Source organism: Pseudomonas asturiensis, assembly GCF_900143095.1.
Lineage (GTDB): Bacteria > Pseudomonadota > Gammaproteobacteria > Pseudomonadales > Pseudomonadaceae > Aquipseudomonas > Aquipseudomonas asturiensis.
The window spans coordinates 340184-352493 of record NZ_FRDA01000004.1 but is presented as its reverse complement, the minus strand read 5'-3'; the positions used below and the strand labels follow the sequence as shown (position 1 = coordinate 352493).

Here is a 12310-nt window from a genome sequence, read left to right as displayed (position 1 = left end):
TCCTCAGTCAGCGGTCAGTACACCGCGCTTGATCTGATCCCGCTCGATGGATTCGAACAGCGCCTTGAAGTTACCTTCACCGAAGCCATCATCACCTTTGCGCTGAATGAACTCGAAGAACACCGGGCCCATCAGGGTTTCGGAGAATATCTGCAACAGCAGACGTCGCTCGCCACCGTCGGAAGAACCGTCGAGCAGAATGCCTCGGGTTTTCAGCTCGTCTTCAGGTTCGCCATGATCGGGCAGACGGCCCTGGAGCATCTCGTAATAGGTCTCCGGCGGCGCGGTCATGAAACGCATGCCGATGGCCTTGAGCGCATCCCAGGTTTTGATCAGATCGTCGGTGAAGAACGCCACATGCTGGATGCCCTCGCCGTTGAACTGCATCAGAAACTCTTCGATCTGCCCGGCGCCCTTGGAGGACTCCTCGTTCAGCGGGATACGAATCATCCCGTCGGGCGCGGTCATGGCCTTGGAGGTCAGGCCGGTGTATTCGCCCTTGATGTCGAAGTAGCGGATTTCACGGAAGTTGAACAGCTTCTCGTAGAAGTTCGCCCAGTACGCCATACGGCCGCGATAGACGTTATGGGTCAGGTGATCGATGAACTTGAGGCCAGCACCGACCGGATGACGGTCCACGCCCTCAATGAAATTGAAGTCGATGTCATAAATAGACGTGCCTTCGCCAAAACGGTCAATGAGGTACAGCGGCGCGCCGCCGATGCCCTTGATGGCCGGCAGACGCAGCTCCATCGGCCCGGTCGCGATTTCCAGTGGCTGCGCGCCCAGTTCAAGCGCGCGGTTGTAGGCTTTTTGCGCGTCCTTGACGCGGAACGCCATACCGCACACCGACGGCCCATGCTCTGCCGCAAAATAAGACGCCAGGCTGTGCGGTTCGTTGTTGAGGATGATGTTGATCGCGCCCTGGCGATACAGGGTCACGTCCTTGGAGCGGTGGGTCGCCACTTTGGTGAAGCCCATGATTTCGAACACAGGCTCAAGGGTATTGGGGGTTGGCGATGCAAATTCGATGAATTCAAAGCCCATCAGGCCCATCGGGTTTTCGTAGAGATCAGCCATGTCTGGCTCCTTGCAGGAAAGTGGGATAACAAAAAAGTCGTCACCGTCCTGCGGGTGGCGCACACGGAATCCCTCGCACACTGCGGGCGAGGAAATCACCGAAAATCAATTGCAGTCCAAGCGTTCTCATAAGGCCAGCCTACTCCGGCTTGTCCGATTGTGCATCCGGGTGCGCCTGCAAAAAGGCCGGATGCTGCAAGGCTCGCTGTTCCACCTGCTGAATACGTGACAATGAGCCGAGATCAACATTGAAGCGGCGCGCCGCGTACAGCTGGGGCAGCAGATAAACATCGGCGACACTGGGCGTGTCGCCAAAACAGAAACAGTCGCCGACGATCAGTTGCTCGACAGCAGCGAGACCCTCGCTGATCCAGTGGCCAATCCAGCCTGAAACAGCCTCTTCGTCATGCCCCATACTTCGCAACCGGTTGAGCACCGACACGTTGTGCAACGGATGAATGTCACACGCGATGGTCGCAGCGACCGCACGCTGGCGGGCACGCAGGGCCAGTTCCGAGGCCAGCAAGGGCGGATCGGGATAGCGCTCTTCAAGGTATTCAATAATGGCAGGCGACTGGGTGATGACCGTACCGTCGTCGAGCCTGAGCGCAGGCACTCTGCCTTGCGGGTTGACGCCACGGTAGTCGGACTTGTGCTGCTCACCGCCGTCGCGAATCAGATTGACCGGGATCGCAGTGGGCTGCAGCCCTTTGAGCGCCAGCGCAATGCGTACGCGGTAACTGGACGTCGAGCGGTAGTAGGTGAATAGGTCCACGGAAGCTGCCTGCTGGAACGCGCATGGCGTTGCCTGTTGTTATTGTTTTGGTGTCGTTACCGGCGATTATCGTAATTGGTTTACGTAATGCGTAAACTGCGGGATCGCTGCGCGCCTGTCAACACACGTCTGCGCCCGGATCAGTTCCAGCCCTCGAGGCGCAAGGTGGCGCGAACCAGACGCTGCTCTTCGTTTTCGATCTCGCGCAGGTTCTCGCTGACGCTTTGAATGTGCGCCAGCGCAGCCTTGCGCGCCTGTTCCGGCAGACGGCCGGTGACCGCGTTGTACAGACGGGCGTGCTGGCGGTCGATCTGACGCTTTTGCGGTTCACGGTGATACAGGTTATTGACCGAGGCAAAGACCGTGTTGAGCAACAGGTCGGTCAGTGAACGCAGGGTCTGCACCAGTACGGGGTTATGCGAGGCCTCACAAATGGCCAGATGAAAGGCATGATCCAGGCGTGCATGCTCACTGGCCGACAACTCGCTGCCTTGTGCCGCAACCAGCGCATCGTAACTGCGGGTGATCAGCACGAAATCAGCGGCCGTACCACGCAGCGCCGCCAGTCGTGCCGACTCGCCTTCCAGCAGGCTGCGCACTTCGAACAGGTCGTACAGCGTGCGAGGCTGCGAGCCGAACAGGTGCATGAGCGGCGAGGTCTGCTGGTCGGCGTTCATCTGTGCAACAAACGAACCCTTGCCCTGCCGCGTCTCGATAATGCCCCGCGCCCGCAACAGCTTCAGGCCTTCGCGCAATGCGGTCCGCGACACGCCAAGCTTTTCGGTCAGGCGTCGCTCGGACGGCAGGAGCTGTCCGACCTTCAGCACACCGTCGACAATCAGACGCTCGATCCGCTCGCAGACCACGTCTGCGACTTGCGGAGGCCTTGGGGTGGATGCGTTGTTCATGAGATCTCCGCTGGCGCGCGACTTTTTCTTTGCAGGATATGGCCGAAACAACATGGCCCTTCGGCAAACCCCGGACCTACACTCAGTTGCATTCAGTCAGTAAGTTGCGTGCTGCCTGATGAAGCGCGAACAGCCCAACTGGTATGACCAGTAAAACGGGACGAGAAGCGACCTGATCAAATGCAAAACAACCTTTTGATTTTAAAGGACTAAAAAAATAGACGCTGAAAGCCAACGCTGAAAAACTGGTTCGACCAGCCCTTTTCCTCATAGACACTACGGCTCATACCCCCAATGATGCAAGTCAACCGCTAGCCCGATAACAACAATCCTGGGTTGCCTGATGAATATTCTTTACGACGAACGTCTCGACGGCGTGCTGCCTGTTGTCGACAAGCAACAGTTGCTGCACGACCTGAAGCAGCAGTTACCTGATCTGGACATCCTGCACCGCGCCGAAGAGCTGCGGCCTTACGAGTGTGACGGGCTGTCCGCCTACCGCACCACGCCGTTGCTGGTGGTGCTGCCGCGCCATATCGAGGAGGTGCAGACGCTGCTCAAGCTGTGCCATGAACGGCGCGTGCCGGTAGTTGCGCGCGGCGCTGGCACCGGGTTGTCGGGCGGCGCGCTGCCGCTGGAGCAAGGGGTGCTGCTGGTGATGGCGCGCTTCAACCGTATCCTGGAGATCAACCCCGCTGCTCGCCTGGCCCGCGTTCAGCCTGGCGTACGCAACCTGGCCATTTCCCAGGCTGCGGCACCTCATGGGTTGTACTATGCGCCGGACCCTTCTTCGCAGATTGCCTGCTCCATTGGTGGCAACGTCGCTGAAAACGCAGGCGGTGTGCATTGCCTCAAGTACGGCCTGACCGTGCATAACCTGCTCAAGGTCGAGATCCTGACCGTCGAAGGCGAGTACATGACGCTGGGCAGCGATGCTCTGGATTCGCCCGGTTTTGATCTGCTTGCGCTGTTCACCGGCTCCGAAGGCATGCTCGGCATCATCACTGAAGTGACGGTCAAGCTGCTGCCCAAACCGCAGGTCGCCAAAGTGCTGCTGGCGGCGTTCGATTCAGTGGAAAAAGCCGGGCGTGCGGTGGGCGATATCATCGCGGCGGGCATCATTCCCGGCGGTCTGGAAATGATGGACAACCTGGCGATCCGCGCCGCTGAAGACTTCATCCACGCAGGCTATCCGGTGGAGGCAGAAGCCATTCTGTTGTGCGAACTGGATGGCGTCGAAGCGGACGTTCACGACGACTGCGAGCGCGTGTGTCAGGTGTTGACGCAGGCGGGTGCCACAGAAGTGCGTCAGGCAAAGGACGAAGCCGAGCGCGTGCGCTTCTGGGCCGGTCGCAAGAATGCCTTTCCGGCGGTCGGCCGCCTGTCGCCGGACTATTACTGCATGGACGGCACCATCCCGCGCCGTGAGCTGCCCGGTGTTTTGCGAGGCATTACCGAGTTGTCCGAGCACTACGGCCTGCGCGTCGCCAATGTGTTTCACGCCGGTGACGGCAACATGCACCCGTTGATTCTGTTTGATGCCAATCAGCCGGGCGAGCTGGAGCGCGCCGAGGAGCTGGGCGGCAAGATTCTCGAATTGTGCGTCAAGGTTGGCGGCAGCATCACCGGGGAGCACGGCGTGGGGCGAGAAAAAATCAACCAGATGTGCGCACAGTTCAACAGCGACGAACTGACCCTTTTTCATGCCATCAAGGCTGCTTTCGACGCCGGCGGCCTGCTCAACCCTGGCAAGAACATCCCGACGCTGCACCGCTGTGCAGAGTTCGGTGCCATGCACGTGCATGCCGGGCAACTGCCCTTCCCTGACCTGGAGCGCTTCTGATGATTGCACAAGACACGGACGCCAGCGCCGCGCTGCTTGATCAGGTCAACCAGGCCTTGCACGACGCGACTGCACTGCGCATTCAGGGCGGCAACAGCAAGGCCTTTCTCGGCCGTGAAGCACCAGGCAAAGTGCTGGACATGCGCGGTCACTGCGGCATCGTCAGCTACGACCCGACCGAACTGGTCATCACCGCCCGCGCCGGCACACCGTTGAGCGAGCTGATGCAGACCCTCGATGATGCGGGTCAGATGCTGCCTTGCGAGCCGCCAACCTTCGGCGATGCCACGTTGGGCGGCATGGTGGCGGCCGGGCTGTCGGGACCGCGGCGTCCGTGGAGCGGGTCGGTGCGTGATTTTGTGCTGGGCACCCGGGTGATTACCGGTCACGGCAAACACCTGAGGTTCGGTGGCGAAGTGATGAAGAACGTCGCCGGTTACGACGTCTCGCGTTTGATGGCGGGCAGCATGGGTTGCCTGGGTGTGCTGACCGAAGTTTCGCTCAAGGTCCTGCCCAGACCACGCCTGTGCAGCAGCATCGCGCTGCAAATGGACAGCGCCCGCGCACTGGCGTGTTTGACGCAATGGGGCCAGCAGCCGATACCGATCAGCGCCGCCAGCCATGATGGACAAGTGTTGCGTCTGCGCCTTGAAGGTGGCGAAGGTTCGGTGGCCGCTGCACATGACAGGCTGGGTGGCGAACAACTGGACCCGAAGTACTGGCAGACACTCAATGAACAGCGCCTGCCATTCTTCGCCGACCCGCGCCCGCTCTGGCGCATCTGCGTACCGGCCGACACCGGCGTGCTGAACCTGCCGGGCGAGCAGCTCATCGACTGGGCCGGGGCTCAGCGCTGGCTGAAATCCGACGCCAGCGGTGAAACCATTCGCAGCCTGGCAACGGCGGTCGGCGGGCATGCAACCTGTTACACGCCAGGCCACCATGACAGCCCATTCCAGCCATTGGTTGCGCCTTTGATGCGCTACCACCATCAACTCAAGACCCGGCTCGATCCGCAAGGAATCTTCAACCCCGGCCGACTGTACGCGGAGCTCTGACCATGCAGACCACCCTGAGCGAACAGGCCCGACAACTGCCCCGCGCTGAAGAAGCCGAACGCATTCTGCGCAGTTGCGTGCACTGTGGTTTCTGCAACGCCACCTGCCCGACCTATCAATTGCTGGGCGATGAACTGGACGGCCCACGGGGACGGATCTACCTCATCAAGCAGGTACTGGAGGGCCATGAGGTCACCGAAAAAACCCAACTGCACCTGGACCGCTGCCTGAGCTGCCGCAACTGCGAGACCACGTGTCCTTCGGGGGTCGACTATCACAACCTGCTGGACATCGGCCGCGCAGTGGTCGATGCCGCCGTGCCGCGGCCACTGGGCCAACGGCTGTTGCGCGAAGGCTTGCGTAACGTCGTGCCCAATACAGGGCTGTTCAAAACGCTGACCCGCCTGGGCACTACCTTCCGCCCACTGCTGCCGGACACGCTCAAAGACAAGCTGCCGTCCGCGATTCATACCGCAGGCGTTCGTCCGGACACGCGCCACTCTCGTCAGGTCCTGATGCTGGAAGGCTGCGTGCAACCGGCACTGTCGCCCAACACCAATGCGGCCACCGCACGGGTGCTGGACCGGCTGGGCATCAGCGTCACCCCGATCCGCGAAGCGGGCTGTTGTGGCGCGGTGGATTATCACCTCAACGCACAGGACGCGGGACTGGATCGCGCCCGGCGCAACATCGACGCCTGGTGGCCCGCTATCGAGGGCGGCGCGCAGAGCATTGTCCAGACGGCCAGTGGCTGTGGAGCGTTCGTCAAGGATTACGGTCATTTGCTGCGCCACGATCCGGCCTACGCCGACAAGGCCGCGCAGGTCAGCGCCAGGGCGCGTGATCTGGTCGAGGTGCTGCGCGACGAACCTCTGGAAACGCTGGACATCAAAACCGACACGCGGCTGGCATTCCATTGCCCCTGCACGTTGCAGCACGCGCAAAAGCTGGGTGGCGAAGTCGAAAAGGTGCTGTCTCGTCTAGGCTTCAACCTGACTGCGGTACCGGATGGCCATCTGTGCTGCGGCTCGGCAGGCACCTATTCAGTCACACAACCGGTGCTGGCCCGCCAGTTGCGCGACAACCGCATGAACGCCCTGGAGAGCGGCAAACCGCAGGTCATCGCCACCGCGAACATCGGCTGCCAGACCCATCTGGCCAGCGCCCATCGAACACCCGTAAGGCACTGGATCGAGCTGATCGACCAGGCGCTGAACGGTACGCACTGACTATTCTCACCCCACTTTTTCTCAGGAGCTCCCATGAAAATAAAAGCCGTTTTGACCCAGAACGAAGTCAGCCAGATGCTCATCGCCGCCCGCAACGAGGCGCATGCCAATGGCTGGGCCGTGTCGATTGCGATTGTCGATGACGGCGGCCATCTGCTGGCCTTCGAGCGACTGGACGACGCTGCCGCGATCAGCAGCTATATCTCCATCGAAAAAGCCCGCACCTCGGCGTTGGGCAAACGCGAATCCAAAGGCTACGAAGACATGGTCAACGGTGGCCGCACGGCGTTTCTCAGCGCCCCGTTGCTGACCTCGCTGGAAGGCGGCGTGCCGGTGATTGTCGATGGCCAGGTGATCGGCGCAGTGGGCGTGTCCGGCGTGAAGGCGGATCAGGATGCCCAGGTCGCCAAGGCGGGTATTGCAGCGCTGAATGCCGATTGAACAGGCGTTATAAATCATTCCCGTGCGTGGGCGATTGTTTTTATACGCAGGTCTGAAAGGACAACACCGGGCTACGCAGGTGTGAGCTTGCTCATGAACAGACCGGTACCTCCACTAAAGGCTCTGCGCCTGAAGATCCGGCATCCGCACGTCGCTTTCGCGAGCCACCTCGCCTCCACCTAAGCCTTGCAGTCATCCAGCAAGGCTCAGGTCTGAGGCCGAGCACTGGCGCGAAAAAAACCTTAACCAAGGACCTCTTCCCATGACCGACATCATCAAATGCCAAGACCTCAAGGTGGCCGTCAATCTGCAACGCTTCGTCGATGAAGAAGTCCTGCCCGGCACCGGTCTGGACCCGGAAACGTTCTGGGGCAGCTTCGATGCGCTGGTGCATGAACTGGCGCCGCGCAACCGCGAATTGCTGGCCGAGCGTGAACGTTTGCAGGCCGAGCTCGACACCTGGCACAAAAAGCATCCCGGCCCGATCAGCGACATGCCCGCCTACCGCGAGTTTCTGAAATCGATCGGCTATCTGCGTCCAGTCCCTGAGCACGTCAGCGCGACGACCTCCAATGTCGATCTGGAAATCAGCGAACAGGCCGGCCCGCAACTGGTGGTTCCCGCCAGCAACGCGCGTTACGCACTCAATGCCGCCAATGCCCGCTGGGGGTCGCTGTACGATGCGCTCTACGGCACCGACGCAATCCCCGTCTCCAATGGTGCCGAGATCAGCGCAGGCTACAACCCGCTGCGCGGTGCCAAGGTGATCCTGGTCGCCCGTCAACTGCTCGACACCAGCGCCCCCCTTGCCAAGGGCAGCCACATCGACGCCCGCCGCTATCACATCGAAGACAACCAGTTGCACATCACACTGGCCGATGGCACCCGGACCGCTTTGCAACAGCCGGAAAAGTATGTGGGCTTTCAAGGCGAGCCCGACAAGCCTGACGCCATTTTGCTGAAGAACAACGGCCTGCACATCGAAATCCAGATCGACCTGCATCACAAGGTCGGCAGCAGCGACATGGCCGGGATCAAGGACCTGCTGCTGGAGTCGGCGCTCTCGACCATCATCGATTGCGAAGACTCGGTTGCCGCCGTGGATGCCGACGACAAGGTGCTGGTGTATCGCAACTGGCTGGGACTGATGAAAGGTGATCTGGTCGAGACGATCGACAAAGGCGGCAAACCTGTCACCCGACGCCTGAATCCCGATCGTAGCTATACGGCGGCCAGGGGCGGCGAGCTTAAGTTGCGCGGGCGTTCGTTGCTGTTCATTCGCAATGTCGGCCATCTGATGACCAACCCCGCGATCGTCGACCGCGACGGGCACGAGATTCCCGAGGGAATCCTGGACGGCGTCATGACCAGCCTGATTGCCCTGCACGATCTGACCCGACGCGGCAATTCCCGGGCGGGCAGCATTTACATCGTCAAACCCAAAATGCACGGCCCGGACGAAGTGGCGTTTGCCGACCAGTTGTTCAGCCGAATAGAGGACATGCTCAAGCTTGAGCGCCACACGATAAAGATGGGCATCATGGACGAGGAACGGCGCACCAGCGTCAACCTCAAGGCCTGCATCGAAGCGGCCTCGGCACGGGTCGCGTTCATCAATACCGGTTTTCTGGACCGCACCGGTGATGAAATTCACAGCGCCATGCAGGCAGGCCCCGTACTGCGCAAGGGCGACATGAAGAACACGCCCTGGATCAAGGCTTACGAGCGCAGCAACGTGCTGGTGGGACTGTCCTGCGGATTGCGCGGCCGGGCACAGATCGGCAAAGGTATGTGGGCGATGCCCGACCGGATGGCCGACATGCTGGAGCAGAAAATCGCTCATCCACAATCCGGTGCCACCACGGCCTGGGTGCCTTCGCCAACCGCCGCCACCCTGCACGCCCTGCACTATCATCAAGTCGATGTACGGGCCGTTCAGCAGACACTTGAACAGATCAGCCTGGCCGACGTGAGTGACCCATTGCTGGATGACTTGCTGACCATCCCGGTGGTCGCTGAACCGCAATGGACCCTGGAGCAGATTCGCGAGGAACTGGAGAACAACGCACAAGGCCTGCTCGGCTATGTGGTGCGTTGGGTCGAACAGGGCGTGGGGTGCTCCAAGGTGCCGGATATCCATAATGTCGGGCTGATGGAAGATCGCGCCACGCTGCGTATCTCCAGTCAGCACATGGCCAACTGGCTGCTGCACAAAGTGGTCGACAAGGAGTACGTGCAAAGCGTGCTGGAGCGCATGGCCAAAGTGGTGGACAAGCAGAACGCCGGGGACTCGCATTACCGGCCCATGGCCAGGGATTTCAAGCAATCGGTAGCTTTCAAGGCTGCCTGCGACCTGGTGTTCAAGGGCTGCGAACAGCCGGCCGGCTACACCGAGCCGCTGCTGCATGAATCGAGGCTGGCGTTCAAGGACAGCGATCGATAACCCACGCGGCAGAACCGAATGTTTCTCAGGCCCGTGCGCGGTGCCCGGAGAAACATTCGGCCGTTGTCTGAAGGAAGATGTTCGAAACGCTGACGGCGGCGAGGTCGTTGCAGGTAACGCTACAGCTTGTAGATGGAGATCCAGTTCATGTCGGTATGAGTGCTGTAGAGAAGGGTTCCAGATGCGTTCAACACCGAACCACCCAGGGACGGGAAGAAGGCTACGCAGGCAACCGTGCCCTTGAGCGTATCAATCCTGTACACGTCGAAATTGCAGGTGCAGACCGCGTATACATAGCGATCATCCGGCGTGATGCCGATAACCTTGACGGGATAGCCCTGCGAGCCGATCTTTTCTCGATAGAACATTCTGCAGGTGGTTGCATCGACCACATACACCTCATCGATACCGCCCACATACAGCCGAGTCCCGTCCGAGCTGACGGCCAGCGATTGCGGCTCGGTAAAGCCTTGAATATCGTGCTGCAGATAATCGACCGTACCGATGGCCGACACCGTCGAGGCGTCAGTGCCGGTGACCAGCGCCGAGGCGTACACGCGATCGTTTTCAGGGCTGACACCCAGCACCCGCGAAGCGTTGGAGAGCGTACCCAGATCGAAGTCGTTGACCACACTGTAGTGCTGCGTTTCGATCTGGCGAATCAGCCCGCCTGGTGCGTACCTGAACGACAGGAAGATGAATCGGCCATCCAGACTGCAGACGATCCTGTTGACGTTGCCTGAGGCAATGACCCTGATCACTTCGCAGGTCAGGGTGCTGATCACAAAGCACTTGTTATAGCCGGCGCTGTAGAGCCGTTTGCCGTCGGGGCTCAGGGTGACCTCGCCCGGCCCCACCCCCTTGATGCAATTCACCACGCTTGCGGTCTCGACGTCGACCACACTGATTTCTCTGCCGTTTTCGTGAGGCACATAAAGTGTTTTTTCATCGGGGCTGATGGCGATTTCCCTGGGAACGAAGCCCAGCGGAATGATGCCTGTCAGCCATGCAACGTCCAGCGGCACTCCTGCGCCGTCCGGGTCTGCCATATGGGTAAAAGCTCTTACGTCCTGAGATGCTTTTTTGTGCATGTCACTCACCTGAGAATAGGTCCCGCGAGACCGCCACGATGGGGGAAAGATAAGAAGGTATGGCCCCATCAACAAACGATGTGGCAACGTCGCTTATGCCACCCGGATCCAAAAACCTGAGGTCATTGAATACTCACCGAGACGGGTTGGGTACTGACAGAAATGACAGTAAAAGAAGGGTTCCAGGTGGTGGCAAAAAAGCTTTCGGAGGTCGAGAGGCAAGGCGTTCGCGGGCTCGCGTCAGGGCGGCGGTGGCCTGAGCAGGTCGCTCGCCATTGGTCTGCAACCTGCTCATGGGGGACTCATGAACTCTCGCGCACCACCAGCTCGAATCCCAGATCCACCCGCGATTGCTGGACAACGCCGTCCAGCAGCCCCAGCAACACCTGGGCCGCACGTTGGCCGACTTCCTGCCGCGGGGTGCGGATGGAGGTCAGGCGCGGCACCATGTGCGCCGAGCCTGGCAGATCATTGAAACCGATCATCGAGACCTGCCGGGGAATGGCGACACCCAGACGCAAGGCCTCGAGCGATGCGCCCTGTGCCAGGTCATCGTTGCAGAAGAAAATGCCATCGACATCAGGATGCTCGTCCAGCAGCCGAGCGAACAGCTCGCCGCCCAGGCCTATCGACGATGGCAAAGGAGTCGTGACCTGCAGTTCGGCGTCGAACAGGCCAGCGTCTTCCAACACCTGACGAAATCCTGCGCCACGCTGCAACACTCGGGTATCGAGCTGAGCAGCCATGTAGGCCAGTCGCTTGCGACCTCTGCCCAGCAAGTGTCGGGCAGCCTGCGCCCCCGCCTGTTCCTGGGAAAACCCCACGCTGTAGGTGCCTGGGCGTGGGTCCAGCTCCATCATGTGCACGCACGCAATGCCGCTGGCTTCCAGCATCTGCTGCGAAGCCTGGGTGCGGTCGGAACCGGTCAGCAAAATACCGCGCGGTCTATTGACCAGATGGTTGCGCAGCAATTTCTCCTCTTCCTCGGCCGAGTAGTGATAGTTGCCGATCACCACGTCCAGGCCGCGAGGGCGCAAGACATCCTGAATGGCCTCCAGCGTTTCAATGAACAATTGGTTGGAGAGCGAAGGCACCAGCACCACGACCGTCTGGCTGCAGGACGACGCCAGGGCGCGAGCGGCAGGGTTGGCGACATAGCCCAGACTGTGGGCGGCTGCGCGAACTTTTTCCACCAGCTCTGGCGCAACAGTTGCGACACCCCGCAGCGCCCGTGACGCTGTAATGGGAGAAACGGCAGCCAGACGGGCCACTTCATTGAGGGTCGGACGACCGGTAGATCGGGAACCAATGCGCGTCATGCGTTGCCAACTAATATAGGGGTTGCCAAATGTGTCTAATGCCCCATAAGGTAGCGCTGTCTCACGGACCGTGACAATGCTTTATCGCTGGTTTCATATTTGCCGCCCGCGCAGGGTCGCCAC

General features: G+C 60.5%; 10 protein-coding genes. 5 read left to right on the top strand and 5 right to left on the bottom strand.

The annotated features are described in order from the left end of the window. Positions 1–3: 3 nt before the first annotated feature. The 3 genes from hppD to glcC all read right to left on the bottom strand — a co-directional run bounded on the left by hppD (position 4) and on the right by glcC (position 2763). Positions 4–1080, bottom strand: a complete 1077-nt coding sequence (hppD, locus tag BUB69_RS09675) for a 4-hydroxyphenylpyruvate dioxygenase (protein WP_024688344.1) — start codon at positions 1078–1080, stop codon at positions 4–6. A gap of 139 nt (positions 1081–1219) precedes the next feature. Next, positions 1220–1855 carry a maleylacetoacetate isomerase gene (gene maiA / locus BUB69_RS09670; protein WP_073165258.1) on the bottom strand — a complete coding sequence of 212 codons (636 nt, stop codon included), beginning with the start codon at positions 1853–1855 and terminating at the stop codon, positions 1220–1222. A 140-nt stretch (positions 1856–1995) separates the two neighbouring features. Beyond that, the gene (glcC, locus tag BUB69_RS09665) at positions 1996–2763 is read right to left on the bottom strand and encodes a transcriptional regulator GlcC (RefSeq protein ID WP_073165255.1); all 768 of its coding nucleotides are present in this window, start codon (positions 2761–2763) and stop codon (positions 1996–1998) included. Between the two features lie 343 nt (positions 2764–3106). Between glcC and glcD the strand changes: the two genes are divergently transcribed. The 5 genes from glcD to BUB69_RS09640 all read left to right on the top strand — a co-directional run bounded on the left by glcD (position 3107) and on the right by BUB69_RS09640 (position 9777). Beyond that, the gene (gene glcD / locus BUB69_RS09660) at positions 3107–4606 is read left to right on the top strand and encodes a glycolate oxidase subunit GlcD (protein ID WP_073165252.1); all 1500 of its coding nucleotides are present in this window, start codon (positions 3107–3109) and stop codon (positions 4604–4606) included. Then, entirely contained in the window at positions 4606–5664 is a 1059-nt protein-coding gene (gene glcE, locus BUB69_RS09655; RefSeq protein ID WP_073165249.1) for a glycolate oxidase subunit GlcE, read from the top strand. The genes glcD and glcE overlap by 1 nt, the downstream gene beginning before the upstream one ends. A 2-nt stretch (positions 5665–5666) precedes the next feature. Beyond that, positions 5667–6893 (top strand): glycolate oxidase subunit GlcF, encoded by a 1227-nt coding sequence (gene glcF, locus BUB69_RS09650; protein ID WP_073165244.1) that lies wholly within the window; start codon positions 5667–5669, stop codon positions 6891–6893. A gap of 33 nt (positions 6894–6926) precedes the next feature. Further along, the gene (locus tag BUB69_RS09645) at positions 6927–7334 is read left to right on the top strand and encodes a heme-binding protein (protein WP_073165241.1); all 408 of its coding nucleotides are present in this window, start codon (positions 6927–6929) and stop codon (positions 7332–7334) included. A gap of 262 nt (positions 7335–7596) precedes the next feature. Continuing rightward, positions 7597–9777 (top strand): malate synthase G, encoded by a 2181-nt coding sequence (locus tag BUB69_RS09640; protein WP_073165238.1) that lies wholly within the window; start codon positions 7597–7599, stop codon positions 9775–9777. A gap of 119 nt (positions 9778–9896) precedes the next feature. On the opposite strand, the gene BUB69_RS09635 is transcribed toward BUB69_RS09640, so the two are convergent. Together BUB69_RS09635 and gntR are read right to left on the bottom strand one after the other, a co-directional pair. Continuing rightward, complete coding sequence (locus BUB69_RS09635; protein ID WP_073165233.1) at positions 9897–10868, bottom strand: YncE family protein; 972 nt, start codon at positions 10866–10868, stop codon at positions 9897–9899. A gap of 302 nt (positions 10869–11170) precedes the next feature. Beyond that, on the bottom strand, positions 11171–12187 hold the full coding sequence (gene gntR / locus BUB69_RS09630; protein ID WP_073165229.1) for an HTH-type transcriptional regulator GntR: 1017 nt from the start codon (positions 12185–12187) through the stop codon (positions 11171–11173). Positions 12188–12310 lie beyond the last annotated feature (123 nt).

Excerpts from the sequence above, each read along its gene's own strand:
- hppD (WP_024688344.1), bottom strand. The coding sequence starts at position 1,080 with ATGGCTGATCTCTACGAAAACCCGATGGGCCTGATGGGCTTTGAATTC.
- glcC (WP_073165255.1), bottom strand. The coding sequence starts at position 2,763 with ATGAACAACGCATCCACCCCAAGGCCTCCGCAAGTCGCAGACGTGGTC.
- glcD (WP_073165252.1), top strand. The coding sequence starts at position 3,107 with ATGAATATTCTTTACGACGAACGTCTCGACGGCGTGCTGCCTGTTGTC.
- glcE (WP_073165249.1), top strand. The coding sequence starts at position 4,606 with ATGATTGCACAAGACACGGACGCCAGCGCCGCGCTGCTTGATCAGGTC.
- glcF (WP_073165244.1), top strand. The coding sequence starts at position 5,667 with ATGCAGACCACCCTGAGCGAACAGGCCCGACAACTGCCCCGCGCTGAA.
- BUB69_RS09645 (WP_073165241.1), top strand. The coding sequence starts at position 6,927 with ATGAAAATAAAAGCCGTTTTGACCCAGAACGAAGTCAGCCAGATGCTC.
- BUB69_RS09640 (WP_073165238.1), top strand. The coding sequence starts at position 7,597 with ATGACCGACATCATCAAATGCCAAGACCTCAAGGTGGCCGTCAATCTG.
- BUB69_RS09635 (WP_073165233.1), bottom strand. The coding sequence starts at position 10,868 with ATGCACAAAAAAGCATCTCAGGACGTAAGAGCTTTTACCCATATGGCA.
- gntR (WP_073165229.1), bottom strand. The coding sequence starts at position 12,187 with ATGACGCGCATTGGTTCCCGATCTACCGGTCGTCCGACCCTCAATGAA.